The sequence below is a fragment of the Plantactinospora sp. CNZ321 genome (genome assembly GCF_004217235.1).
The window spans coordinates 6007737-6032677 of sequence record NZ_SHKQ01000001.1; the positions used below are offsets into that span (position 1 = coordinate 6007737).

At 72.6% G+C, this 24941-nt stretch carries 27 protein-coding genes and 1 pseudogene; 10 read left to right on the forward strand and 18 right to left on the reverse strand.

Annotation, left to right across the window (positions count from 1 at the left end):
• Positions 1 to 106: 106 nt before the first annotated feature.
• Positions 107 to 910 (forward strand): endo alpha-1,4 polygalactosaminidase, encoded by an 804-nt coding sequence (locus EV371_RS25900; protein ID WP_486484790.1) that lies wholly within the window; start codon positions 107 to 109, stop codon positions 908 to 910.
• 291 nt (positions 911 to 1201) lie between these two features.
• Here EV371_RS25900 and mutM read toward each other — a convergent pair whose 3' ends face one another.
• From mutM to rsmD, 8 genes and pseudogenes are all read right to left on the reverse strand, one after another.
• Positions 1202 to 2056 (reverse strand): bifunctional DNA-formamidopyrimidine glycosylase/DNA-(apurinic or apyrimidinic site) lyase, encoded by an 855-nt coding sequence (gene mutM, locus EV371_RS25905; RefSeq protein WP_130464354.1) that lies wholly within the window; start codon positions 2054 to 2056, stop codon positions 1202 to 1204.
• Positions 2057 to 2264: 208 nt separating this feature from the next.
• Positions 2265 to 2987, reverse strand: a pseudogene (rnc, locus tag EV371_RS25910) (ribonuclease III); the annotation flags it as partial.
• 181 nt (positions 2988 to 3168) lie between these two features.
• Positions 3169 to 4146 carry a phosphate acetyl/acyltransferase gene (locus EV371_RS25915; protein ID WP_130466222.1) on the reverse strand — a complete coding sequence of 326 codons (978 nt, stop codon included), beginning with the start codon at positions 4144 to 4146 and terminating at the stop codon, positions 3169 to 3171.
• A gap of 114 nt (positions 4147 to 4260) precedes the next feature.
• Complete coding sequence (rpmF, locus tag EV371_RS25920; RefSeq protein WP_089254967.1) at positions 4261 to 4434, reverse strand: 50S ribosomal protein L32; 174 nt, start codon at positions 4432 to 4434, stop codon at positions 4261 to 4263.
• A gap of 8 nt (positions 4435 to 4442) precedes the next feature.
• Positions 4443 to 5006, reverse strand: coding sequence for a YceD family protein (locus tag EV371_RS25925; RefSeq protein WP_130464355.1), 564 nt, complete (start codon positions 5004 to 5006; stop codon positions 4443 to 4445).
• A gap of 157 nt (positions 5007 to 5163) precedes the next feature.
• Positions 5164 to 5661: an ATP synthase subunit B family protein gene (locus tag EV371_RS25930; protein ID WP_130464356.1), complete on the reverse strand. Its 498-nt coding sequence runs from the start codon at positions 5659 to 5661 to the stop codon at positions 5164 to 5166.
• A 252-nt stretch (positions 5662 to 5913) separates the two neighbouring features.
• Entirely contained in the window at positions 5914 to 6399 is a 486-nt protein-coding gene (coaD, locus tag EV371_RS25935) for a pantetheine-phosphate adenylyltransferase (RefSeq protein ID WP_130464357.1), read from the reverse strand.
• Positions 6396 to 6977: a 16S rRNA (guanine(966)-N(2))-methyltransferase RsmD gene (gene rsmD / locus EV371_RS25940; RefSeq protein WP_130464358.1), complete on the reverse strand. Its 582-nt coding sequence runs from the start codon at positions 6975 to 6977 to the stop codon at positions 6396 to 6398. The genes coaD and rsmD overlap by 4 nt, the downstream gene beginning before the upstream one ends.
• A gap of 375 nt (positions 6978 to 7352) precedes the next feature.
• On the opposite strand from rsmD, the gene EV371_RS25945 reads away from it, so the two are divergent.
• Entirely contained in the window at positions 7353 to 8483 is a 1131-nt protein-coding gene (locus EV371_RS25945) for a cell wall anchor protein (RefSeq protein ID WP_130464359.1), read from the forward strand.
• A 97-nt stretch (positions 8484 to 8580) separates the two neighbouring features.
• On the opposite strand, the gene recG is transcribed toward EV371_RS25945, so the two are convergent.
• Both recG and EV371_RS25955 read right to left on the reverse strand, forming a co-directional pair.
• Positions 8581 to 10773 carry an ATP-dependent DNA helicase RecG gene (gene recG / locus EV371_RS25950; RefSeq protein ID WP_130466223.1) on the reverse strand — a complete coding sequence of 731 codons (2193 nt, stop codon included), beginning with the start codon at positions 10771 to 10773 and terminating at the stop codon, positions 8581 to 8583.
• A gap of 139 nt (positions 10774 to 10912) precedes the next feature.
• Entirely contained in the window at positions 10913 to 12550 is a 1638-nt protein-coding gene (locus EV371_RS25955; RefSeq protein ID WP_130464360.1) for a DAK2 domain-containing protein, read from the reverse strand.
• A gap of 279 nt (positions 12551 to 12829) precedes the next feature.
• On the opposite strand from EV371_RS25955, the gene rpmB reads away from it, so the two are divergent.
• Complete coding sequence (gene rpmB / locus EV371_RS25960; protein WP_101370273.1) at positions 12830 to 13021, forward strand: 50S ribosomal protein L28; 192 nt, start codon at positions 12830 to 12832, stop codon at positions 13019 to 13021.
• Between the two features lie 143 nt (positions 13022 to 13164).
• Here the strand turns inward: rpmB and EV371_RS25965 are convergent, their stop codons facing one another.
• The 3 genes from EV371_RS25965 to EV371_RS34645 all read right to left on the reverse strand — a co-directional run bounded on the left by EV371_RS25965 (position 13165) and on the right by EV371_RS34645 (position 14773).
• A complete protein-coding gene (locus EV371_RS25965; RefSeq protein ID WP_349338732.1) occupies positions 13165 to 13635 on the reverse strand; it encodes a GNAT family N-acetyltransferase in 471 nt (156 codons plus the stop codon).
• A 74-nt stretch (positions 13636 to 13709) separates the two neighbouring features.
• On the reverse strand, positions 13710 to 14648 hold the full coding sequence (locus EV371_RS25970; protein ID WP_130464361.1) for a thiamine-phosphate kinase: 939 nt from the start codon (positions 14646 to 14648) through the stop codon (positions 13710 to 13712).
• A complete protein-coding gene (locus tag EV371_RS34645; protein WP_486484791.1) occupies positions 14645 to 14773 on the reverse strand; it encodes a hypothetical protein in 129 nt (42 codons plus the stop codon). The genes EV371_RS25970 and EV371_RS34645 overlap by 4 nt, the downstream gene beginning before the upstream one ends.
• Before the next feature lie 90 nt (positions 14774 to 14863).
• Between EV371_RS34645 and EV371_RS25975 the strand changes: the two genes are divergently transcribed.
• Together EV371_RS25975 and EV371_RS25980 are read left to right on the forward strand one after the other, a co-directional pair.
• A complete protein-coding gene (locus EV371_RS25975; protein WP_101370271.1) occupies positions 14864 to 15097 on the forward strand; it encodes an Lrp/AsnC ligand binding domain-containing protein in 234 nt (77 codons plus the stop codon).
• Positions 15098 to 15751 (forward strand): DUF3515 family protein, encoded by a 654-nt coding sequence (locus EV371_RS25980; protein WP_130464362.1) that lies wholly within the window; start codon positions 15098 to 15100, stop codon positions 15749 to 15751. It abuts the gene before it with no gap.
• 73 nt (positions 15752 to 15824) lie between these two features.
• On the opposite strand, the gene EV371_RS25985 is transcribed toward EV371_RS25980, so the two are convergent.
• Positions 15825 to 16919 (reverse strand): D-alanine--D-alanine ligase, encoded by a 1095-nt coding sequence (locus EV371_RS25985; RefSeq protein ID WP_130464363.1) that lies wholly within the window; start codon positions 16917 to 16919, stop codon positions 15825 to 15827.
• A 619-nt stretch (positions 16920 to 17538) separates the two neighbouring features.
• Here EV371_RS25985 and EV371_RS25995 point away from each other — a divergent pair.
• Both EV371_RS25995 and EV371_RS26000 read left to right on the forward strand, forming a co-directional pair.
• On the forward strand, positions 17539 to 18888 hold the full coding sequence (locus EV371_RS25995; RefSeq protein ID WP_130464365.1) for an AAA family ATPase: 1350 nt from the start codon (positions 17539 to 17541) through the stop codon (positions 18886 to 18888).
• Positions 18888 to 20030 carry a tetratricopeptide repeat protein gene (locus tag EV371_RS26000; RefSeq protein ID WP_130464366.1) on the forward strand — a complete coding sequence of 381 codons (1143 nt, stop codon included), beginning with the start codon at positions 18888 to 18890 and terminating at the stop codon, positions 20028 to 20030. Before EV371_RS25995 ends, EV371_RS26000 begins: the two co-directional genes overlap by 1 nt.
• A 40-nt stretch (positions 20031 to 20070) precedes the next feature.
• Here EV371_RS26000 and EV371_RS26005 read toward each other — a convergent pair whose 3' ends face one another.
• Positions 20071 to 20313 carry a hypothetical protein gene (locus tag EV371_RS26005; protein ID WP_207230609.1) on the reverse strand — a complete coding sequence of 81 codons (243 nt, stop codon included), beginning with the start codon at positions 20311 to 20313 and terminating at the stop codon, positions 20071 to 20073.
• A 149-nt stretch (positions 20314 to 20462) separates the two neighbouring features.
• On the opposite strand from EV371_RS26005, the gene EV371_RS26010 reads away from it, so the two are divergent.
• From EV371_RS26010 to EV371_RS26020, 3 genes are all read left to right on the forward strand, one after another.
• The gene (locus EV371_RS26010) at positions 20463 to 20690 is read left to right on the forward strand and encodes a hypothetical protein (RefSeq protein WP_130464367.1); all 228 of its coding nucleotides are present in this window, start codon (positions 20463 to 20465) and stop codon (positions 20688 to 20690) included.
• Between the two features lie 246 nt (positions 20691 to 20936).
• Positions 20937 to 21782 carry a Scr1 family TA system antitoxin-like transcriptional regulator gene (locus EV371_RS26015; RefSeq protein WP_130464368.1) on the forward strand — a complete coding sequence of 282 codons (846 nt, stop codon included), beginning with the start codon at positions 20937 to 20939 and terminating at the stop codon, positions 21780 to 21782.
• A 1-nt stretch (position 21783) separates the two neighbouring features.
• On the forward strand, positions 21784 to 22011 hold the full coding sequence (locus EV371_RS26020; protein WP_130464369.1) for a DUF397 domain-containing protein: 228 nt from the start codon (positions 21784 to 21786) through the stop codon (positions 22009 to 22011).
• A gap of 19 nt (positions 22012 to 22030) precedes the next feature.
• Here the strand turns inward: EV371_RS26020 and EV371_RS26025 are convergent, their stop codons facing one another.
• The 3 genes from EV371_RS26025 to EV371_RS26035 form a co-directional block, all read right to left on the reverse strand.
• A complete protein-coding gene (locus tag EV371_RS26025; protein WP_130464370.1) occupies positions 22031 to 22876 on the reverse strand; it encodes a DUF998 domain-containing protein in 846 nt (281 codons plus the stop codon).
• A 176-nt stretch (positions 22877 to 23052) separates the two neighbouring features.
• A complete protein-coding gene (locus tag EV371_RS26030; protein WP_130464371.1) occupies positions 23053 to 24129 on the reverse strand; it encodes an ROK family protein in 1077 nt (358 codons plus the stop codon).
• A 91-nt stretch (positions 24130 to 24220) separates the two neighbouring features.
• Positions 24221 to 24769 carry a hypothetical protein gene (locus EV371_RS26035; RefSeq protein WP_130464372.1) on the reverse strand — a complete coding sequence of 183 codons (549 nt, stop codon included), beginning with the start codon at positions 24767 to 24769 and terminating at the stop codon, positions 24221 to 24223.
• Positions 24770 to 24941 lie beyond the last annotated feature (172 nt).

Genomic DNA, 24941 nt, shown 5'->3' on the forward strand with positions numbered 1-24941 from the left:
TGACGTGCCGGGCCGTGACGGCCCGATCCGGTGGCGGCTCCGCCCAGGACGGCGGCCACCGGGACCGGTCGGCGCCGGGGCAAGGAGCGGTCGGATACGCCGTGCGGTGCACCTGCTCGTCGTCCTCGGCCTGGTGGCGGCGACCTCCGGCTGCCGGCTCCTGCCGAACCGGTCCGCCTCGGTGCCGCCGTGGCCGGGCGGGGTGGCCTCGACCTGGCAGTGGCAGCTCAGCGGCGCCCTCGACCCCACCGTCGACGCCCAGGTGTACGCGCTCGACGTCTTTCGTACCACCCTGGAGGAGTCCCGCCGGCTGCGCGCCGACGGACGGCGGTTGATGTGTACCGTCGAGGTCGGAATCCTCCACAGGGTCCGCCCAGACGAGCAGCGGTTCCCGGCCGAGATCCTCGGCCGGCCGGCCCGGGTGCCCGGCCAGCCGGAGGGCGCCCCGGCCGGGCGATGGTTGGACATCCGGCAGTGGTCGAGCCTCGAACCGGTCCTCGCCGACCGGTTCCGGGTCTGCCGGGGAAAGGGATTCGTTGCCGTACTTCCGTTCGGGATGGACGGCTACACCGCCGAGACCGGGTTCCCGCTGACCTTCGACGACCAGTTCCGGTTCAACCGGGCGGTCGCCGCGCTGATCCGCCAGGTCGGCCTCTCTCCCGGCCTGGTCAACGACCTCGACCAGGTGTTGGCGCTGGAGCCGTACTTCGACTTCGCGGTCAACGAGGAGTGTTTCCGGCGGAAGTCCTGCGACCGGCTCCTCCCGTTCGTCGACGCCGGCAAACCGGTGTTCCATGTCGAGTACGAGGGTTCGACCGCCGACTACTGCCGCACCGCCCTCGGGTATGGGTTCAGCTCGATCGGCAAGGACCGGAACCTCGGCCCGCGCCGCGACATCTGCCCGCACTGACATCACCGGCCGGGTAGCTCACGGGTGGCCGGATCCACCCGCAGCGGTCGCCGCCGTGGCCACCGCCGACGGGTCCGCTCCCAGTTCCCGCACCATCCGACAGGCCAGGCCGTCCCGACCCGCCAAGGTGGCGGCGAGCAGGCGGGGCCACAGCCGGTGTGGTCGGTCCGCCCTGACGCCCGGCGGACCACCTCAGCGGCGTCGGCGGCAACCAGGCGTTCCACGTCCGGTTGGAACCCTGAGCTGACCCTCCACTGGCGGGCCGGTCGGCACACCGACCGGCCCGCCGGATCACGGGCGGGCGGCCCGGGGCCGGGGCTGGCAGCGCGGGCAGCTGAACGAGGACCTGTTCATGAACGCCTCACGGCGGATCGGCGTGCCGCAGCGCCGGCAGGGCAGGCCCTCCCGGCCGTACACGTTCAGTTCGCGGTCGAAGTAGCCGCTCTCGCCGTTGACGTTGACATAGAGCGCGTCGAAGCTGGTGCCACCCTCCCGGACCGCCTCGGCGAGCACGTCCCGGACATGGCCGAGCAGGCGGGTGACCGCCGGGCCGGTGAGCGCCTCCGTCGGGCGGGCGCCGTGCAGGCGGGACCGCCACAGCGCCTCGTCGGCGTAGATGTTGCCGACCCCGGAGATCAGGGTCTGGTCGAGCAGCGCCCGCTTGACCTCGGTACGCCGCCGCCGGATCGCGGCCACGAAGTCGGCGTCGGAGAACTCCGGATCCATCGGGTCGCGGGCGATGTGTGCGATCTCGGCCGGCAGGGTCGCGCCGCCCTCGGAGACCGCCAGGCCGCCGAAGGTGCGCTGGTCGACGAAGCGGAGGTCGGTACCGCCGTCGTCGAAGGTGAACCGGATCCGCAGGTGGATCTCGTCGGCCGCCTCGGTCGGCCGGACCAGCAGTTGCCCGGACATCCCCAGGTGCCCGAGGATCGCGTCACCGCTGTCCAGCGGCAACCACAGGTACTTCCCGCGACGGCGGGCGCCCAGGATCGTCCGTCCGGCGAGTACCGCGGCGAAGTGTGCGGCGCCGGGCAGGTGCCGGCGTACGGCGCGCGGGTGGCGTACCTCGACCGCCGCGATCCGCCGATTCGTCACCCAGCGCGACAGCCCCTCGCGGACAGTCTCCACCTCGGGCAGCTCAGGCATGGACCACCTTCATTCAGTTCGAGCCGGCGTCGCCGACCGTGCCGGGGCTGGCCGGGACGCGGCCATCCGGCGCCGGCCCGGTACCGTCGGCCGCCGGGACAGCTCCGTCGGGCGCCGGAACCCTCCCGTCGACTGCCGGAACGGTACCGCCGGCCGCCGGGACGGTGCCGTCGGGTGCGGTGGCGGCGACCGGGTCGACGACGGGGGCGGCCGGCTCGTTCTGCTGCTCGGAGAGGGTCCGCCAGGCCGCCTCGGCGGCCCGCTGCTCCGCCTCCTTCTTGCTGCGGCCGTCGGCACCGCCGTACTTCCGGCCGGCCACCACCACCCAGGCGGTGAAGGTCTTGGCGTGGTCGGGCCCGGCCTCGTCGATCCGGTACTCCGGGACGCCGAGTCCCAGCGCGGCGGTCAGCTCCTGGAGGCTGGTCTTCCAGTCCAGCGCGGCCCCCCGTCCGGCCGACTCCGCCATCAGCGGGTCGAACAGCCGGTGGATGACGATGGCGACGGTGTCCAGGCCGTACTGGAGGTAGATCGCGCCGAGCAGCGCCTCCAGGGTGTCGGCGAGAATGCTCGCCTTGTCCCGCCCCCCGGTGCTCTCCTCGCCCTTGCCCAACAGCAGGTACGGCCCGAGTCCGGCCGGGCCGAGCCGCCGGGCGACATCGGCCAGCGCCCGCATGTTGACCACGCTGGCCCGCAGCTTCGCCAGCTGTCCCTCGGGCAGGTCGGGATGGTTGTGGAACAACGCGGTGGTGATCACCACGCCGAGCACCGAGTCGCCGAGGAACTCCAGCCGTTCGTTGGTCGGCAGGCCGCCGTTCTCGTACGCGAACGACCGGTGCGTGAGGGCCCGCTCCAGCAGGTCCGGGTCGAGAGCGACCCCGAACGCCGCCTCCAGGTGGGTGATCGGCGGCCGTCGCCGCTTGTCCTTGGTCATGCCGTCTCCTCGCTTCACCCGCCACCGCCACGACCCAGGCGGCTCGGCTGGCTGATTCGCTCTCTACGCTCGCCCACAGCGTCTCCCCCGCTCGTCCACAGCGTCTGTCCCGCCCACCGGTGGACGTGCCGGGGCCGGGGTCGGGACCGGGGTTCGGCCCTGCGCAGGCTCGTGTCTGCACTCATGCCGACACTCCGGTGCCGGTGGCCCGACCGACCACCGCGGACCCGACGAGCAGCGCGGACACCGCCGGGATGGTGTGGCGGCGGTGCAGGTGGGCGGCGAGTGCGATGCCCGAGGCGACGTCCTCGCCCCGGGCCGCGCCGTGGCAGACCACCACCGCGCCGGAGACCCCGAGCAGGGTGGCGGCGCGCGGCGGGCCGCCGCTGGCGGGCGGGCCACCGGCCATCGCGTACGCGCCCTCGATCCCTTTGAGCAGGACGTTTCCGGTGAACCCGTCGGTGACCACGACGTCGGCGCGGTTGCCGAACGCCACGTCGTAACCCTCGACCAGACCCACGTAGCGGGCACCGGGCGGCAGATCCTGCGCGGCCAGGGCCGGGTCGGCGGCCCGGCGGATCCGGTCGCCCTTGCCCGGCTCGGTACCGATGGAGAGCAGGCCGACCCGGGGCTGCGGCACCCGGTGGGTGACCGCCGCGTAGGCGGCACCGAGGACGGCGTGCCGGGCCAGCGTGCCCGGCCCGGCCTCCAGGGAGCCGCCGACGTCGAGCAGGACCACCGGACCGTCCAGGGCGGGCAGGGTGGCGACCAGCGCCGGTCGGCGTACGCCGGGCCAGCGGCCGAAGCCGAGCACCGCGGCCGTGACGGTCGCGCCGGTCGCACCGGCCGAGACCACCGCGTCGGCCGCACCCTCGGCCACGGCCGACACCGCGGCCTGGATGGTGTTGTCGGAGCGGACGGTCGCGGCCGGGTCTCCGTTCATCGCGGCAACGTCCCGGACCGCCCGCACGGCGACCCGGGACCGCTCGGCGGGGCGGAGCACGGCGATCAGCCCGTCGGCGACCTCGGCGGGGCCGACGAGCAGGAGGTGAAGGTCAGGATCAGCGCGGAACGCCCGCAGAGCGCCGTCAACCACGACGGCGGGAGCTTCGTCCCCGCCGAGGAGGTCGACGGCGATCCGCACGGTGCCCGGCTCCACGGGTACGCCGGCCGTCCAGGGGCGGTCGGCGGCGGGAGCCGGTGCACCGGGCAATCGCCGGGGCGGGTGCGCCGTCCGACCGGAGGTCGGTGGCGTCACTCGGTGTCCAGCAGGTCAGACCTCGATGACCTGGCGGCCGTTGTAGGTGCCACAGACGCTGCAGGCCGCGTGCGGCAGCTTCGGCGACTTGCACTGCGGGCAGGCCACGGTCGCGACCGCCGTGGTCTTCCACTGCGCCCGGCGGGACCGGGTGTTGCTGCGCGACATCTTGCGCTTGGGGACGGCCACGGTTCTTCCTACTCCTCTTGACGGGTCAGTTGCGACAGGCCCGCCCAGCGCGGGTCGACCAGCTGGTGGCTGTGCTCAGCCGGCAGCTCGTCCCGATGCACCCCGCACTCGGGGCACAGCCCTGGGCAGTCCTCCCGGCACACCGGGTTGGTCGGCAGTGCGAGCACCACCGCGTCCCGCAGTGCCGGTTCCAGGTCGATCAGGTCGCCCTGCATCCGGCCCACCTCGTCCTCTTCGGTGGTCTCGTCCGTGGTGCTGTGCTCGTAGGCGTACAGCTCCTGGATCGGGACGACCAGCGAGTCCGTGATCCGGCGCAGGCAACGGCCACACTCGCCCTCGATCGGACCGGTGACGGTCCCCGAGACGAGTACGCCCTCGGACACCGACTCGAGCCTCAGGTCGAGGTTCAGGTCGGCGCCCTCCGGCACGCCGATCAGCTCCACGCCGAGGTCCGCCGGTGCCGCCACCGTCCGATTGACCGTACGCAACACTCCAGGTCGGCGCGGCAGCTCCCTCGTGTCGAGGACCAGCGGCGACCTGGGGTTGAGATGGGTCGGCAGATGTTTGGGCATAGTCAGACTCCGGCCTGTGCGAGGCCGACGTAACAGGTTACCTGAGCAGCGGGCTTAGCGTCGAACCGGGGCGAGTCGGCCGGCCTCGACGGTACCGGTCGCGCCCGGTCGGCGCTCCGGATCGCCGCCTGGACGGGCGGCGATCCGGACAGTGCGCTCAGAACGGCAGGGGACGCTCGTTCTCCTCTCCCCCGAATGTGCCGATCTCCCGCAGCGCGTGCATCTTGTCCCGCCCGCGCTCGATGGAGGCGAGCGCCCGGGTCAGGAACTGCTCGAAGTTGGCCAGCGCGGTGTCGACGTAGTCGTCGACCTCCTCGCGGAGCCGCTGGGCCTCGGCCCGGGCCTCCGCGATGATCCGGGCGCCCTCGTGCTCGGCGGAGACGGTGATCTCGTTGACCGAGACCAGCCGGGCGTGCTCCGCCTCGCCCTCGCTGATGATCCGGTCCGCCTCGCGCTTTCCGGCGTCCATGATCTTGTCGCGCTCTTCCAGCAGCGCCGCCGCCCGGCGCAGTTCGACAGGCAGCTCGACGCGCAGTTCCTCAAGTGCGCCGATCATCTCGGCGCGGTCGACCATGGCGTTGTTGCGGGACATCGGGACGGATCGCGCCGTCTCCACCATGCCGATGATCTCGTCTATGCGATCGAGCGGGTCCACCGGTACCTCACTCCCGTCGTTACTTCGGTCGACATACATGATGGGGCGTCGGACCGGATTACTGCTCAACCAATGATGCGGTGCGGCCCGTACCCGATCGGCTATCGCCCGAGGACCGGCGCGTCGCAGGTGGCCCGAGCTGGAGCGGAGCGCCGCTGGTCACCGGTTCGGCGGTTCGGCGGCGACCACCGGACGGCAGACCGGCGCCGACCGGCCACCGGAGCGGACCGGTGGGCCGGAGGCGTCGAGCGGTCAGGAGCCGGGACGGTGCAGCCGCTCCCGCAGCCGCTCACGGACCACGTCGGGTACGTGCGGCGAGACGTCGCCGCCCCACTTCGCCACGTCCTTGACCAGACTCGACGACAGGAACGAGTGCAGCGGGCTGGTGGGCATGAACAGCGTCTCCACACCGGCCAGCCCGATGTTCATCTGGGCCATCTGCAGCTCGTAGTCGAAGTCGCTGACCGCGCGCAGTCCGCGTACCACGACGGCGGCCCGCTGGGTCCGGCAGAAGTCGACCAGCAGGCCCTGGAACGACTCCACCCGCACGTTGTCGTAGGAGCCGGTCACCTCGCGGAGCATCTCGATCCGCTCGTCGACGGTGAACAGCCCGCGCTTCGACTCGTTGATCAGCACGCCGACGATCACCTCGTCGAAGAGCCGGCTCGCCCGGCCGATGATGTCGAGGTGACCGTTGGTGACCGGATCGAAGGAGCCGGGACAGACCGCACGTCTCACGATCGGCGACCGTACCAAAGAGTGGTCTCGCCGTAGCGGCGGCTGCGCTGCGCGGTGATCCCTGGCACCCAGTCGACCGGTCCGGTCCGGGTGGACCGCTCGATCACCAGCAGGGCCTCCGGGGCCAGCCAGCCCTGGTCGCGCAGCGCGGCCTGCACCGCCGCCAGCTCCGAATCCGGTACCGAGTACGGCGGGTCGGCGAAGACCACGTCGTAGGGGCCACCCTCGGGCGGGGTACCGAGCACCTGGGCGACCTTGCCGGTGACGAGCCGGGCGGTGCCGGCCACCGGGCTGGCCGGAGTCGACCGCAGCGTGCCGAGGTTCTCCCGGATGGTCCGGGCGGCCCGGGGATCGGACTCGACAAGCAACACCTGCGCGGCACCCCGGGACAGCGCCTCCAGCCCGACCGCGCCGGAGCCGGCGTAGAGGTCGACGAAACGCGCCCCCGCCAGCTCGGTGGCCGACTCGATCGCGCTGAACAGCGCCTCCCGGACCCGGTCGCTGGTCGGCCGGGTCCGCCCGCCGGGCGGGGCGGCGATGCGGCGCCCGCCGAGCACACCCGCCACGATCCGGGTCATCCCGACGCCTCCCGCATGCACGCCATCTGCATGACAGCGACGCTACGCGACCCGTCGTTCGTGCCTGTTCGGGCGGGTCACGACGCACTTCGGACGAGCGGCAACGGACAAACAGGCACGGCGTGCACACCGAGTGAAATAGGTTCACTACCGCCCGTAAATCAATAATCTCGAATTGACAACATCATCGTTAGGGAACCCTGAAGGGTGTTCCTGTACCACGCCAATCGCTAATGTCGTGCGCTGTGTCGGCTGCGCCTTGCCGGCCTACGACGTCGGGGAGGCAACTCCCGCAGGCAGAGCGCCACCCCATGGCACCCCCGCTCGCCTCCCACCCGCGTCGTACCGTGACGCCCTCATCTCTCAGGAGTACGCGTGATCCGTCCTAAGCTGCCGCTCCGGCGGCCGCTCGCCATCCTCGGGGCCGCCTTCCTCGGCATGACCGCGGCGCTAGCTGTCGCCGCCCCCGCGAGCGCCCATCACAGCGAGGTCAAGGTCGCGGGTGTGTGCAACACCACCACCGGCGAATGGGACGTCACCTGGACCGTCCGCAGCGTCGCCCCGCGCGGAGTCCAGAAGTTCAAGTTCGCCAAGGTCGAGGCCCAGAAGTTCGTCGGTGCTACCTCGTCCGAGCTCACCATCCCGGGCATCGAGGTCACCCAGGGCAAGAACTACCCGTACGAGGTGAACAAGAACCTCGAGTTCAAGCAGAGCCTTCCCGGCGAGACCACCGGTGTCGCCATGCGGATGAAGGCGAAGTGGGACAACAAGTACGAGGAAAACAAGTGGGCCGGCGCCCAGGTCACGTTCGCGGGCACCTGTGAGAAGGAGCAGGAGGAGCCCCCGGCCACCCCGAACCCGGCTGCCACCGTCGCCTCCGAGTGCGACGGCAGCGTCGTGGTCAGGCTCCAGAACGGTCCTAACGCGACCGCGCCCGCCAAGTTCACCGTCAAGGGCACCGAGGGCTTCGAGGAGAAGGTCACCGTCGCCGCCGGCGAGGAGAAGTCGGTAACGGTGCCGGCGGCCAACGCGGGCAAGATCACGGTGACCGAGGAGGGCCAGAAGGAGCCCCTCTACAAGGACACCCCGCCGGCGGCCGAGGACTGCGTCGAGCCCGGTGAGCCGGCCCTGAGCTACGCCATGACCTGTGACGAGTTCCTCTTCGAGATCGACAACCCGGAGGATGGCAAGTCCTTCACCGTGACGCTGACCCCGAGCAAGGGCGAGGCGAAGACCGTCACCGTCGAGCCGGGCAAGGTCGAGACCGTCTCGTTCCCGGCGGAGGAGGGGCTGACCGTCACGCCCAGCATCGACGGCCAGGAGGGCAAGCCGCTCGCCTGGGAGAAGCCGGAGGACTGCGAGAGCGGTGGTGGCGGTGGCGAGGGTGAGCTGCCGCTGACCGGTGCCGCTGCCGGTGGCATCGCGGCCGGTGCCGTGCTGCTGCTCGTCGCCGGTGTGGTGCTCTACTTCGTGGCTCGCCGCCGTCGGGTGACCTTCACCGCCTGATCGGGAGCGACCGCAGCAACTGAACCAACCGCCTGAGGGCGCGTCGACCGGAAATGGTCGACGCGCCCTCAGCGTCTTTCCGGCGTACGCCGCGGGGTCATCCCTTCTCCAGGTACTCCGCGCGCTCCTCGTCGACCAGGGCGGCGACCGAGGCGGCCAGCGCCGGATGCCGGTCCAGCTCCGGATCCTCCTCGACCAGGGCGATCGCCTCGACCCGGGCGTCCCCGATCAGCGTGGCGTCCTTGAGCAGCGAGAGCAGCCGCAGGTGCGAGCGCCGCCCCGACTGGGTCGCCCCGAGCACGTCCCCCTCCCGGCGCTGCTCCAGGTCGAGTTCGGCCAGCCGGAACCCGTCGGTGGTGGAGGCGACCGCATCGAGCCGCTCCCGGGCCGGCGTACCCTCGACGGCCTCGGTGACCAGCAGGCAGAGCCCGGCGGCCGAACCTCGGCCGACCCGGCCCCGCAACTGGTGCAGTTGGGACACGCCGAACCGGTCCGCGTCGAGCACGATCATCACGGTGGCGTTCGGCACGTCGACGCCGACCTCGATCACCGTGGTCGCCACCAGCACGTCGAGCTCACCGGCGGCGAAGGTCCGCATCACCGAGTCCTTCTCGTCGGCCGGCAGCCGGCCGTGCAGTACGCCGATCCGCAGCCCGTGCAGCGGACCCTCGGCGAGCAGCGGTGCCACCTCGGCCACCGCCAGCGGGGGACGCCGGCCGTCCTCGCCGACCGCGCCGACCTCCTCGGCGGTCGCCGCCTGGTCACCGATGCGCGGGCAGACCACGTACGCCTGGTGGCCGGCGGCCACCTCCTCGCGCAACCGGCGCCAGGCCCGGTCCAGGTACGCCGGCTTCTCCGCCGCCGGTACGACGTGCGAGGCGATCGGCGACCGGCCGCGCGGCAACTGGGAGAGGGTGGAGATCTCCAGGTCGCCGTAGACGGTCATCGCCACGGTGCGCGGGATGGGTGTCGCGGTCATCACCAGCACGTGCGGCGGCTGCTCGGCCTTGGCCCGCAGCGCGTCCCGCTGCTCGACCCCGAACCGGTGCTGCTCGTCCACCACCACCAGGCCGAGGTCGGCGAAGTCGACGCCCTCGTAGAGCAGGGCGTGGGTGCCGACCACGATGCCGGCCTCCCCGGCGGCGACGGCCTCCAGGGCACGCCGTCGGGCCGCCGCGCCGAGCGACCCGGTGACCAGGGCCAGCCGGGTGCCGTCCGGGTCACCGTCCAGCTCACCGGCCCGGCCGAGCGGGCCGAGCAGGTCGAGCATGCCCCGGTAGTGCTGCGCGGCGAGTACCTCGGTCGGGGCCAGCAGCGCGGCCTGGCCGCCCGCGTCGACCACCTGGAGCATCGCGCGCAGCGCGCAGACGGTCTTGCCGGAGCCGACCTCGCCCTGGAGCAGCCGGTGCATCGGATGTGCGGTACCCAGGTCCGCGGCGACCGCCTCGCCGACCGCGCGCTGCCCGGCGGTCAGCTCGTACGGCAGCCGGGCGTCGAACGCGGTCAGCAGCCCGCCCTCGCGGCGCGGCCGGGGCCGGGCCGGCCAGGCCGCCGCCCGGTGCTTGCGCTGCACCAGGGTCAGTTGCAGGGCGAACGCCTCGTCCCACTTCAACCGGTGCCGGGCCCGGTACAGCTCCTCCCTGCTCGCCGGTCGGTGGATCTCGCGCAGCGCGGTGGCCAGCCCGACCAGGTTGCGGGTGGCCCGCAGCGTCGCCGGCAGCGGGTCCTCCGGCGGTGTCACGGTGTCCAGCACCACCCGGACACAGCGGGCGATCACCCAGGTCGGCACCGCCGCGGCGGCCGGATAGACCGGGATCAGCGCCCCGGCGAACTCCTCGACCTCCTCGCCCAGTTCGCCGCCGGCACCGGGCTCGCCGCCGCTGCCATCGCCGAGCAGGACGTACTCCGGTCCGTTGAGCTGGCGCTTGCCCCGGAACTCGGTGACCTTGCCGGCGAACATGCCCCATCGGCCGGGTTTCAGGTCCCGCTCCCGCCACACCTGGTTGCCGAAGAAGGTGAGCGTCAGTACGCCGCCGGAGCCGTCCCCGACGGTCACCTCCAGGAGGTTTCCCCGGCGCTGGCGCATCGGCCGGACCGCCGTACGCTGCACCTGGCCGAGCACGGTGACCTGCTCTCCCACCTCCAGCGAGCGGATGTCGGTGTGCTCGCCCCGCTCGTCGTAGCGGCGGGGGAAGTGGTAGAGCAGGTCGCCGGCGGTGTGCAGGTCGAGGTGGCTGCCGAGGGCCTTCGCCGTCTTCTCGCCGACCAGCTTGCGCAGCGGCGTCCGCATGTCGGTCAGGGTCGGCTCCGGCCCGGTCGAGGTCGGTCGGTTCGGCGTCATCGATCCCCCACGAGCGCTGTCATCCGGCTCTCCACCAGCACCCACCTCCGACGTTTTCCCGCACCCTCGGCCGGCTTCCCGGACAGCCTCATTCGACTCCCACCAGCAACGGATAGAACGGCTGGCCGCCGGAGTAGTGCTGCACCTCCACGAAGGGCCAGCGCCGGGCCAGGTGGGTTCGGAGGACCTCGGTCAGCTCCTCCGGGGCGTCGGCGCCCAGCAGCAGGGTGACCAGTTCGCCGCCGCCGCCGAGCATCCGGTCGAGCAGCGCCACGCAGGTGTGCACCAGGTCTTCGCCGATCAGGTGCACCTCGCCGTCCACCAGCCCGAGCACGTCACCCGGACGGCAGCGGCCGGCGACCGTCAGCGCCTCCCGGGAGGCGTGGCAGACCTCGGCGTACCGGCAGGCGCCGGCCGCCTCCGCCATCGCGATCACGTCGTCGGCGAACCGGCGGGCCGGATCCCGGACCGCGAGCGCGGCCAGCGCCTGCACCGGGGAGCGGGTCGGCACCACGCTCACCGATATCCCGAACGCCTGCGCCTCGTCGGCCGCCACCCGGGCCACACCCAGGGTGTTCGGATCGTTCGGCAGCACCACCACCCGGGACGCGCCGGTCGACCGGACCGCCGCGAGCAGCTCTCCGGCCGACGGGTTGCCGTCCAGCACGGTTGCCCGCTCGGCCAGGAAGATCGCGGCCAGGCCGGGACCGGACGCCGCCACCACCACCGCCCGCTCCGGTGCGTCCGACCGGACCGGTTCGGCCGGGGCGGCCGCGGCCGGGAACTGGTCCTCGAAGCGGGTGACCGAGATCTGGTACGGCCGGCCCGCCAGCACGCCGGCCTCAATCGCCGCCCCGACGTCGTTGACGTGTACGTGCACGTTCCAGGTCGACACGCCGGTGGGGTCCGCGCCGTCCCCGACCACCACCAGCGAGTCGCCCAGCCGGGCGAGTTCGGCCCGGAGCCGGCGTACCGCCGGAGGGTCGGCGTCGAGCAGGAACTGCACCTCGTAGGCGTACTCGGTCGAGCCGGTCTCCCGGGCGGCCACCAGCGGCCGGCGCGGCGGTGCCGGCGCGGACTCCGGCCGGTCCGGTGCGACGCCGGTGACCACCTCGACCAGCGCGTCCAGCAGGACGCAGAGCCCACGTCCGCCCGCGTCGACGACGCCGGCCCGGGCCAGCGCCGGCAACTGCTCCGGGGTACGCGCCAGCGCCTCGTCGGCGGCGGTCGCGGCGGCCCCGGTCACCGCCGCGAGATCGTCGGTGTCGGCCCGTACGGCCGCGGTCGCCGCGGCGGTGACGACGCTGAGCATCGTCCCCTCCACCGGCTCGGCCACCGCGGAGTACGCCGCCTCGCCGGCCGCCCGCAGTGCCACGGCGAACGCCCGACCCCGGACCGCCGGGATGTCGCCGAGCGCGTCGGCCAGGCCGCGCAGGATCTGCGAGACGATCACTCCCGAGTTGCCCCGGGCACCCAGCAGTGCGCCCCGGGCCAGCAGCCGGAGCACCCGGGCGTGCGCCGGCCGTCCCGGTGCGCCCGGGTCGTCCCGGTCCAGCCGGAGCGCCTGCTCGGCGGAGGTCATCGTGAGCACCAGGTTGGTGCCGGTGTCGCCGTCGGGGACCGGATAGACGTTGAGCTGGTTGATCTCGTCCTGGTGCCGCTTGAGCGCGGCCAATCCGCCGGCACACCACCGGTGCAGGGCAGCGGCGTCGAGGGTCTCCGGCACGGCAAGAAGCCTACTGGCGTACTCTGACGCCCCGCTGGCACCGCCGACGGTCACCGCCGGCGGTCGGCGCGGCGACCCGGCATCCGGCAGCGCGTCGGCGTGGCGGCCGGCAGTGTGGCGGCCGGCGACGTGGCATCCGGCAGCGCGGCGAGTGGCATCCGGCCGGTCAGGACCGGCGGAGCCGATTCGCTCGGGGGCCCGGCCATCGGGTACCCTGGCCAGGTTGCCCGGCCAGCACCCCGCCGGCAACCTGACGACGATCAATCCCAGGAGTATCCCGTGGCTAGCGTGTGCGACATCTGTGGCAAGGGGCCGGGCTTCGGCCACAACGTGTCCCACTCGCACCGGCGGACCAACCGTCGCTGGAACCCGAACATCCAGTCGGTGCGTACCCCGGCGGGTGGCGGCACGACCCGCAAGCTCAAGGTCTGCACCTCGTGCATCAAGGCCGGCAAGGTCGCCCGCGCCTGAGCCCGGGCAACCGAGAGCCCTGAGCCTGGGCAACCGCAAGCACGGATAGCCGCCGGAGGATCCCTCCGGCGGCTATCGCTGTCCGCACCCGCAATCGCACCCGCCACACCGCCCGCTGACGGGTGCCGACCGGACGGGCCGGGTCAGAGCGAGCGGCCGAACGAGAGCACCCCCGGCTCGTCCCGGTAGTAGCCGAAGTCCGGGATCCGCTCGTAGCCGCTGCCCTGGTAGAGGGCGATCGCCTCGGGCTGCCGGTCGCCGCACTCCAGGATCAGCCGGCGGCGCCCGTACTCCCGGGCCGAGCCCTCGATCGCCCAGAGCACCCGCCGGGCGACGCCGCGACCGCGAACCGCCGGAGAGACGTACAGCCGCTTGAGTTCGGCGACATCGACGGTGCCGCCGTGGGTACGCCACCCGGCGCAGCCGACCGGGACTCCGTCCAGGTACGCCACCAGGAACGCCCCGACCGGCGGCTCGAACTCGCTCGCCGCCACCGGGGTCTCGTCGCCCTCGTCACCGCCGTACCGCTGGACCAGATCCGCCATCGCGGAGACGACCAACCGCTGCGCGACCGGGGAGTCGTAGGGGACGACGCGGATGTCAAGCTCACTCACCCGGTGAAGGGTACGACCCCGGCCCGCACCGTACGGATCGGCCCCGGGCACGAAGACCCTCCTGATGTCCCTGGTCAGCGGAAGTGGTCCCAACCACTCGACCCCTTGTAGGCCCGCCCGTCGACGGTCACCCCGGCACCGTGCACCACGTGACCGATCAGCCGGAAGCCGCCCGGCAGCGGCAGGTCCTCCGGGAACGTCGCCACCAGCGCGTGGTCGTCACCACCGCCGAGTACCCAGGCCAGCGGATCCACCCCGAGCGCGTGCGCGGCGTCCCGCATCTGCTCCGGCACCTCGAAGGCGCCGCCGAGCAGGTCGATGCCGACCCGGCTGGCCGTCGCCACGTGCCCCAGATCGGCCAGCAACCCGTCCGAGACGTCGATCATGGCCGTGGCGCCGAACCGGGCCGCCGACGGCCCTGCCCCGTACGGCACCTCCGGCCGCCGGTACGCCTCGACCAGTACCTTCGGGGTGCGGAACCCCCGCGACAGCACGGTGTAGCCGGCGGCGGCGTAGCCGAGCCGACCGGCGAGCGCGACGACGTCGCCGGCCCGCGCCCCGCTGCGTACCACCGGGGGCTGCCCGCCCAGGTCGCCGAGGGCGGTCACCGCGATGGTCAGGGTGGGACTGGCCGACATGTCCCCGCCGACCACACTCGCCCCGACCCGGGCCGCCTCCGCCGCCAGACCGTCGGCCAACTCCTCCGCCCACCGCGCCTCCAGGTCGGGCGGCATGCAGAGCGCGACGAGCAGCGCGGTCGGCACCGCGCCCATCGCGGCCACGTCGGCCAGGTTCGCCGCGGCGGCCCGATGCCCGATGTCCACCGCGGTCGCCCAGTCTCGGCGGAAGTGCCGCCCCTCGACCAGTACGTCCGTGGAGGCGACCACCCGGCCGTCGGGGGCGTGCACCACCGCCGCGTCGTCGCCCGGTCCGAGCAGCGTGGCGTGCCCGGCGCCCAGCCGGGCGGTGACCCGGGCGATCAGGCCGAACTCACCGGCCCGTGCGACGCTCACACCGACCTCCCGGCACGCTCGACAGCCGGCCCGGCCGGGTCGATCGTCGGCGCCGGCCACCTGTCCCCGGATGCCTCCGGACCCGGCACCGCACCCGCACCGGACCGACCGATTCGATCGCTCATCGTGCCTCCTCCGACCACCGATCGGGATCCGACCTGCTCCGTACGGTATTTTCACGGTCGAGCCGCACTGCGGCGGACGGGAGGCGGGTCGTGGTCCAGGCGTACATCCTCATCCAGACTGAGGTCGGAAGGGCACGTGACGTGGCCGCGCACATCTCGGATATTCCCGGAGTGGTCCGGGTCGACGCCGTCACCGGGCCGTACGACGTCGTCGTGCTCACCGAGGCGCACACCGTCGACGAGCTGGGCAAGATGATCGTCAGTAAGGTGCAGTTGGTGCCCGGGATCACCCGCACGCTGACCTGTTCCGTGGTCCGGTTGTAGATGGCACGGAGCACGACGCCCGACCGGCCGGACGGGCAGCAGAGGAAACCGGAGGCGGCGATCGATCCGGCGGACCGGCCGGCCAAGCCCCGGGCGGACCGGACCACCCGGCAGGCGGCGATCTGGGCGACGGTGGTCGCCCTGCCGCTGACCGCCCTCGTCGCGGTGCTGATCTTCGGCCAGCTCCGGCCGGGCTCGGTAGAGCGGCCCGCCTCGACGCCGACCGCCGCCGCGCCGCAGGTGACCACGCCGGTGCAGATGGCCGCCCCGGTCCTGGCCGAACGGCCGGCCACGGTCTGCCGGGCGCTGCTGTCCCGGTTGCCCGCCACCCTGCGCGGTGCCGGCCAGCGGCCGGTCACCGCCGGCCCGGAGCAGAACGCCGCATTCGGCGACCCGGCCGTCACCCTGGCCTGCGGCGTGGCCGAGCCGCCCATCCCGGACGTGCCCGACCTGTGGATGGTCAACAACGTCTGCTGGCTCACCGAACACCGCGACGGCGACCTGGTACTGACCACCGTGGACCGCGAGGTACCGGTCCGGCTCAGCGTGCCGGCCGGGCAGGAGCAGACGGTGCAGTGGGCGGCACCGGTGTCGGACTCCCTGGTCGCCTCCGTGCCGTCGGTGCCGAACGTGCCGACCGGCTGCGAGAACTGACCACCATCCCACCGGCGCCGCGCAGATTCCGAGCGGGCCGACCGCCCCCGGACGGCCAGCGAACGAACGTCTGTCAATGCAGGCCGGTGCCTCGACGCAGCGCGGTCCGGATCAGCCGGCTCACCAGCTTGGGATACTCCAAGCCGGTCGCCGCCCACATCTGCGGGAACATCGAGGTGGGTGTGAACCCCGGCATCGTGTTGATCTCGTTGAGATAGACGTCCAGTTCAGGGGTGACGAAGAAGTCGACCCGGGCCAGTCCGGCGCAGTCCAGCGCGGTGAACGTGCGGCAGGCGTACTCCTGCACCTGCCGGGTGACCCGGTCCGGCAGGTCGGCCGGGATGTCGTAGTCGCTGGCGTCGAGGTACTTCGCCTCGAAGTCGTAGAAGTCGTGCTCGACCACCCGGATCTCGGCCAGCAGTGACGCCTCCGGGCCGCCACCCGCTTCGGCCTCCAGCACCCCGCACTCGATTTCCCGGCCGACGATCGCGGCCTCGACCAGCACCTTCGGGTCGACCTGCCGGGCCAGCGCGACGGCGTCGTCGAGATCCGCCCAGTCGGAGACCTTGCTGATCCCGACCGACGAACCCGCCCGGGAGGGCTTGACGAAGACCGGCAGCCCGAGCCGATCCCTGTCCTCCTCGGTCAGGCTGACCCCGCTGCGCAGCACCGCGTACGGCCCCACCGGGATGCCCTCGGCGACCGCCAGCTTCTTGGTGAACTCCTTGTCCATCGCCGCCGCCGAGGCGAAGACGTTGGCACCGACGTACGGGACGCCGGCCATCTCCAGCAGCCCCTGGATGGTGCCGTCCTCACCGTACGCGCCGTGCAGCGCCGGGAAGACGACGTCGACTCCGGCGAGCGCCTGCGGCCCCTGTGCCGGATCCAGCACCATCAGACCATCGCCGGTCGGGTCGGCCGGCAACACCACGGTGGATCCTGCGGCGGCGGTGATCTCCGGCAGCCGCCGCTCGGTGATGGCGAACTGGGCCGGGTCACCGTCGGTCAGCACCCACTGACCGGCCCTGGTGATGCCCACCGGGATCACGTCGTACTCGTCCGGGTCGAGCGCGCCGAGGATGCTGCCGGCGCTGACGCAGGAGATCGCGTGTTCCGTACTCCGCCCGCCGAAGACGACGGCCACGCGGGTCTTGCCTGGGGTGGTCACTCCGGTCACCTTTCGTTCGCGTCACCGCTGCTCGTTAGCGTCACCGCTGGTCGTTCTCGTCGCTGCTGGTCGTTCTCGTCGCTGCTGCTCGTTGTGTCGCCGCTGCTCGTTGTGTCGCCGCTGCTCGTTGTGTCGCTGCTGCTCGTAGTGTCGCTGCTGCTTGTTGCGTCACCGCCGGTCGACGCCGTCGCCGGCCGGCACCCACTCCGGGGCGTTCGGGGTCGCCGCGGCCGGTCCAGCCGATCCGGCCGATCCGGTCGGTGATGCAGGCCGGGTCGGCGAGCCACCGCACCCGGACCGGCGTCGCCGACGGTCGGACCTAACGGGATCAGTGCCGGGCCCCGGTCGGAACCGTGCCAGCATTTCATCCTGGTCCACGGCGCCCGCCCAGCGAAAGGCCCAGTGGCGCGCTGCCGTCGCTCCTCGTGCGCTCACCGGGTGACCCTACTCTGCGTGGCCACCTCCCGGGTCCACACCCCTTTTCAGGCCCGGGAAACCTCTACCGGAGTGAGCACGCCGAGCACAAGGGGTAACCGGTGGCGTACCGAAACCAGAGGGGTCGCCGGGACCGGAGTTGCGGGTGTCGTCAGCGTGCCGCGCCGTCTAGGCTGCTCGTCTTGTGAGTTCCGATTCGATCATCGACAGCCTGACCGCGGCGCTGAACGCGAACCCGGCGGACGTGCCGCTGCGACTGCACCTCGCCGGGCTGCTCCTCGACGCCGGACGCCCCGCCGAGGCGATCGCGCACGTCGGGCAGGCACTCGCCCGCAATCCGGCCGATCCGCAGGCACAGGCCCTGATGCAGCGAGCCCTGGGCGTCGGCGCATCCTCGACCGCCACCGGTGCACCCGCGCCCGATACGTCGGCGTCAGCCCCGGCGACCGGCCCGAAGGCCGCCGCCGTCCCGGCAGGCGGCACCGGAGCCACACCGGAGCCACCGCAACCGGGCGGGCCGGGCCAGCCGGACGGGCCGAGCCAGCAGGGTGACGATCCGCTCGCGGCCTACGAGCGGGAACTCGCCGACGTGGTGCCGCCGCGCTTCTCACCCGCCGGTGACCAGCCCGAGCCGGTGACCGGGGACGCCGACCGGATGTTCGACGTCGAGGTCTCCACCATCCGGCTCGGCGACGTCGGCGGGATGACCGAGGTCAAGGAGCGGCTGGAGCTGGCGTTCCTCGGCCCACTGCGCAACCCGGAACTACGCAAGCTGTACGGCAAGAGCCTGCGCGGCGGCCTGATGCTCTACGGCCCGCCCGGTTGCGGCAAGACGTTCCTGGCCAAGGCGATCGCCGGCGAGATGGGGGCCAAGTTCATCTCGCTCTCCATCGTGGACGTGCTGGACATGTGGATCGGCAACTCCGAGCGCAACCTGCACGAGCTGTTCCAGACGGCCCGACGCAGCGCGCCCTGCGTCCTCTTCCTCGACGAGGTCGACGCGCTCGGGCACAAGCGCTCCAAGGTGACCTCCAGCGGGATGCGGACGATCGGCAACCAGCTGCTCGCCGAACTCGACGGGGTGGAGGGCAACAACGAGGGCGTCTTCGTACTGGCCGCCACCAACACGCCCTGGGACGTGGACCCCGCGCTACGCCGGCCCGGCCGCCTCGACCGGGTGGTCCTGGTACTCCCGCCGGACGCGCCGGCCCGTACCTCGATCCTGGAGTACCACCTGCGGGACCGCCCGATCGCCAACATCGACGTACGCCGGATCGTCGCCGCCACCGACGACTTCTCCGGCGCCGACCTGGCGCACCTGTGCGAGTCGGCCGCCGAGTACGCGATGGCCGACTCGATCCGGCGCGGCGAGGTACGGATGATCGAGCAGCGCGACTTCGACCGGGCGCTGAAGGACGTGCGCCCATCCACCAAGCCGTGGTTCGCCACCGCCCGCAACGTGGCGATGTTCGCCAACGAGGGCGGCGTGTACGACGACCTGGTCGGCTATCTGAAGCAGCGAAAGATGCTCTGATGGCCGCCGCCGGAGCCGACCGGGGTGTGGCGGCCGGCAACTCGCCTCTGGTGCGGGCGTTGCAACTCGCCCAGGTCGGCCGGGTCAGGGCCGCCTATCCGCTGATCGCCGAGGCGCTGCGGGCCGACCCGAACGACAGCCAGGCCCTGCAGGTACTCGGCTACTGCTACCAGCAGGAACGCCGCTGGACGGACATGCTGACCGTGCTCGACCTGGCGGCCCAGGCCACCCCGGACAGTCCATGGGTGCAGCGCAACCGCTCCCTGGCGCTGCGCCAGCTGGGCCGGATTCCCGAGGCACTCGCCGCCGCCGAGCTGGCCCGTACCCTCGATCCGGACGACGCCCGCAACGAACTCGCCCGGGCCGAGGCGCTGCTACGCGGTCGCGGTACCCGGACGGTCCTCGCCGCGCTGGGCGCGACCCGGCGGGCCAGGGAACTCGACCCCGAGAGTGTCTCGGCGCACGTCACCGAGGGGAAGGTGCAGCGCCGGATGGCCGAGTTCGGTCGGGCGCGGGCGGCGTACCTGGAGGCGCTGCGGCTCGCCCCCGACGACCCGCAGGCGTTGCACGGACTGGCCACCCTGGACAGTGATCGGGGACGGGCGGTACGCGCCTCGCCAGCCATGGCCGGGATGCTCCGGACGGTACCCACCGATCCGGTCGCGATCCGGGCCGCCACCGACAATGCCCGGCGGGCGCTCTGGCTGCTGACCGATCTCGGCTGCGCCCTGCTCCTGGTCGTCGCCTTCCTGGTCGGGACGTCGCAGGAGGCGATCGGGTCCCGACCGCTCGCTGCGGCCGGCGGGGTGCTGGTGGCACTGGCCGGCGCGGCTGCCGTCCTCGCGCTGCTGCGCTGGCGGTTCAACCGGCTGACGGCCCCGATCCGCGCGCTGATCCTGGCCAACCGCTACCGGTTCGCCTTCGTCACCGCGCCGCTGCGGCTCGTCGCGCTGCTGCTGGGCATGCTGCTCTTCACGCTCGGCCCCCACCCGCCGGTCCCGGTCGTGGTCGTCGGCACGGCGGCGGTGGTCGTACCGCTGCTTACCCTGATCGTCCGGTGGCGCAGCCGGGCGGCCGTCGAGGTCGCGCTGCTGGTCCGGCGCTGTTGGTTCCGGCTCCGCCGCCTCACCTCGGACGGCTGACCCGTGGCTCCGGGCGGCTGACCCGTGGCTCGGTGGCGGCTCAGCCGCCGGGGGATCGTCGGCGGCCGACCGCGAGTACCTTGACCCGCTGTCGTCCCGCCCGCACCATGCCGAGCGCCGCGAAGGCGGTGGCGATCCGGTCGGCGGCCTCCCGGCTGGTGGCGCCGACGACCTGGCGGCGCCGCTCCGGCTCGATCCGCTCGTCCCGGCCCTCCTTGGTCAATGGCCGCACGTCGGTGAGCACCACGAGGTACCGGGTCACCTTGACCGTCCCGGCCGCCATCCCGGGTGGCTTCGCCGCCCGCGACCACTCCGAGGTCCGTGCCGGTCAGATGCCACGGCGAGCCGCCTCCGGTGTTCGCCATGGCGTCGGCTCCACCGCGGGCAAAACTGTCGGATGCGGCTGAGACGCCGCGAGGCGGGGACGAGACGGTGCGGTATACCCACCGGCTGGGCCGCAAGGCCGCCGAGGCCGCGATCGCGATGGTCTTCCGCTGCCACGCCTGCGGACACACCGCCTGCCGCGACCCGAACGCCGCGAGGACGATCCTCGCCACGGCAGCACGTGAGCGTGCTGGCGCCGACGACGTAAGACACGCGATCACCTCCTCCTCCCAGGACGGCGGTCTCGTGCGGTCCGAGCCAGGAATCCCCGGCTGACAGCCATGGGAAGCGCTAACTGTCACCTCCAGGTCCCGCTTGTTGGCGGGAGGAACACGGCGATCGGGTACGGGAAGGTCCGATCGCCGTGCGCCTCATTCCCCTTCGGTCACCCACAGCCACCGTCGACACGACCACCGGCGGTGAGGACGTGATGACAGATTGCCAGTTGTGAACGCGTGAATGCAACTCTCACGTACCTTCTCTCATGCACGCATTCCCGGTTCCATGTGACAGGATCGATGCATGGCTCCGAAGTCGTTCCGCGCCCGCCGCCTCGGCATAGCCCTACGCCATGCCCGCGAGGCGGCCGGGCTCACCCTCGAACAGGCCGCCGACGAGATCAACAGCACCCGTAGCACGCTCTCCCGCTACGAGAACGCGCAGACGATGGTCAGCCCGGCCTCGGTACGCGCCCTGCTCACCCTCTACAAGCGGCCGGAGAGCGAACTCGAGGACATGGTGCAACTCGCCAAGGAGGCCCGGAAGCCGGGCTGGTGGGTCTCCTACTCGTACATCCTGGACCGCCGCACCATCGACTTCATCGCGGTCGAGGCCGAGGCCACGGCGATCGCGAACTTCGAGCCGTCGGTCGTGCCGGGTCTGCTCCAGACCACGGAGTACATCCGGGCGATCATGCGCGGCGGCCCGCACACCCTCGGAGACGAGGAGGTGGAGCAGCGGGTGCAGATCCGGATCGGCCGGCAGGAACGGCTGAAGGAGGCCGACCCGCCGATCTTCGACGCCATCGTCGACGAGGGCGCCCTGCTCCGGCCGGTCGGCGGCGAGGCCGTGATGGCGGCACAGTTGAAGAGCCTGCTCAAGATGTCCGAGCTGCCGAACGTGACCATCCAGGTCATCCCGCTCAAGGCGGGCTACCACCGAGGCACCCGTGGTTCGCTGCACATCCTCGAGTTCGCCGACCCGGAGGACCCGACGCTCGCCTCGGTGGAGACCGTCGCCGGTCAGCTGATCCTGGACCGGCCGCACGACCTGCGCACCTGCGCGAAGATCATGGAACACCTGCGGGCCGTCGCGTTGAGTCCCGCGGAAAGCCGCGACACCATCAACCGCCTCCTGAAAGGACTGTGACATGTCACCGGAGACGACCGACCATCTGCTCGGCCGGGCCCCCTGGCGCAAGAGCAGCCGCAGCGGCGACCAGGGCGCCTGCGTCGAGTTCGCCCTGCTCGCCGGGGCCGCCGACGACGTCGTGGCCGTACGCGACTCCAAGGACGCCACCGGCCCGGTACTGATCTTCGCACCGGCCGCCTGGACCGCATTCACCACCGCGCTGCCCACCTCCCCCGTTCTCCCCTGACCAGGGTGGAGGTCGGCGGTCACCGAGCTGCGTCCCCCGGCAATGCTCGGCCCGCCCAGCTCCGGTGCCCCACGCCCCCTGTTCCGCCGGTCCGGGTCGGCGGGCAGGGGGCGTGGCGGGTCAGGGCGCATCGCTGGTCGGGGACCATCGCTACCGACGCGAAGCCGACCTCGAGCCGATCGGGACGCCGGAGCGGGGCTCCTCCCGGGCCGGCACCGCCGGGGGACCGGCTGCCGGCCACCCGGTGCAGCCGGGTCACCAGGACGGCGAGCAGCGCCAACTCGACCAGCACCAGGATCCGTTCGACCAGGCCCATCATCACCCGACCGCCGGGGAACGCGACGTAGTAGAGCGCCAGCAGCCCGAGCACGCTGGTCAACGCCAGCGCCCGCAACCTGCGTACGGCGTCCCGCCAGCGCACGTCGGCGGCGAGCCGGCGGATCGCCAGCAGCGTCGCGACCGGCAGTGCGACGAAGGCGGCGACCGAGACGTACCGGTGCACGTAGCCCTGGGTACTCAGCTCGACCTGCCCGATCGGGTCGGTCGGTACCAGCGCCGAGGCGATCAACCCCAGGCACCAGACCAGCAGCAGCGCCTCGGCGAGACGTCCCACTCCGACCCGGGCGGCCCGCAACGCCAGTGGTACCGCCAGCGAGGTGACGCCGAGGACCAGGATCGCCAGGTTCATCGGCCAACCGTTGTTCGACACCGCGTAGTCGCTGATGGTGAGCGAGAGCGGACTCATCCCGGGGTCGGGGGCGAGGTGCGCCGCGACGCCCAGGGCCGCCGTCAGGCACAGGCCGAGCGCCGCGACCAGGGTCAACGGTCGGGCGGTCCACGGCTGAGGTAGGGGTCTGGACATCATGTGACCAGCGTCGTCGCCCCGCCGCCACCGCGTATCCGGCAAGATCCCGGACCGGTCCCGGGGTTCCGCGACCCTGAGTCGGTCAGGGTCGGGCCATCCCTACCGCCGGCCGTACCGCCGGCACCATCGACACGGCCGGCCCGGCCTGCTCCACCCGCCCAGCCCTGAGCCGAACCCTAGGACGCGGGGTCCGGCCGTGCGTTCTCATCGCCGCGGACGACCGGGCTGGCCGGCCCGTCCAGCAGTTTGAGCGCGGCGATGGCGGCACCACGGGCCCCGGCCATGTCGAGATCCGGCACCAACGCGAACCGGGCCCGCTCCGCCTGCTCGGCCCGGAGCGTGGTGTGCTCCCGGACGGTGGCCAGGAACCAGTCCCGAAACTCCGGAGTCGCCTCCACCACGCCACCGCCGACGAAGTACCCGTCCGGGTCGGTGAAGTTGGCGACGATGGTGAAGAGCCGACCCAGGGCCATCGCCTGCTGCTCGAAGATCCGCAGCGCCATCGGGTCGCCGTCCACCCCGTACGACCGGACCTGCCTGGCGGCGCTCACCGGGTCGAGCTCGGCGAGCGGGTGCCCGGCGTACCGGCCCAGCCAGTACGGCAGCAGGTTGCGCCGGATGCCGGTCAGCGAGGCGACGCTCTCCACGTCCCCGACGAACCCGCAGTTGCAGACCGGCGTCGGCTGCCCCTCGGCGAGCAGGCCGAACATCGGGATGTGTACGTGCCCGAGTTCGCCGGCCATCCCGGCCGTGCCGGTGACCACCTGCCCCCGGACGACCACACCACCGCCGAGACCGGTGCCGACGATGGCGGAGACCGACGACCGCTGGGGCGCGTCGGTGCCGAAGTAGGAGTGGTGAGCGTAGAGCGCGGCCGCGTTGCCGTCGTTGTGGTAGGCGACCGGCAGGCCGAGCCTGCGTTCAAGGGCACCACGGATGTCGTAGCCGCGCCAGGCCGGCTGGGAGAAGTTCGTCGAGCCCCGCGACGAGATGACCCCGGTGGCGCTGGCCGGCCCCGGGGTGTCCAGCCCGACGGCCCGGACCCGCTCGGGCCGGATGCCGGTGAGCGCCAGCACCTGCGCCATCGACGCCGCCAGCGCCTCGACCGCCGCCTCCGGGCCCTCCAGCACCCGGCACGGGATCTCGACCAGCTCGTCGACCAGGAACCGCCCGGTAACGTCCAGCACGGTGGCGTTGTTGCTGTTACCGCCGTTGTCGAGCCCGACCACGACCGGTACTTCCGAAGTCGCCATGGTGTGCCTCCCGGTGCGGGTGGACGCTGCACAGCCACCTGCCATCCCGAGGATAATCGCCGATTCCGGCCCGGGCGGCGGTCCGCCACGGTCACTCCGGACAGTCTGCGCCGACCCGCATCCGGACCCGCTCCTCGCGTCCGGCCGACCGGACGGTCACCGGCACACAGGCGGGCACGTCGAGCCAGACGCCACCGGCAAAGACCAGCCAGCCGGACTCGCCGGGGCAACCCGGGAAGTGCAGCGCCCGGTCGGGCCGCGCCGGACTCCCCCAGCCGATCCAGAGCCGGCCGACCTGGTTCGCCCGCACCGCCAGGTCGACGCGGGAGTCCGCCCGGACCGCCAGGCCGGTCTTGGCGAAGAGCCGGGCCGGCCCGGCGTCGCCGGTCGGGGACGGCTCCAGCCGGTGCGGCGTCATCGCCACCGCGCCGGCCAGCGCCGGCCAGCCGTCCGGTGGCGCGTCGACCCGATCGACCACGTGCGCACAGGAGAGGACCGTCCGGGCACCGCCCGACACCGGTACCGTCCCCGGCGACCCGGCGGTGGGCGTCGCGGTCGGCGTAGGCGTCGCGGTCGCGATGGCCGGCCCCGGCCCGGTGCATCCGGCTGCCAGCAGGCCGGTCGTGACCAGGCCCGGCATGATCCGCAGTATTGTCCGCATACCGGAACGAGTCGCCGCAGCGTACCCCGGTTCCGGCTCGCCCCGGCGCGGCCGGCGAGGCGAGCGCCACGTGCAGCCGACCGCATCGAGCCAGCGGGCAACCGGCCACGCCGAGCGCAGCGGTCAACCGGCCACGCCGAGCGCAGCGGTC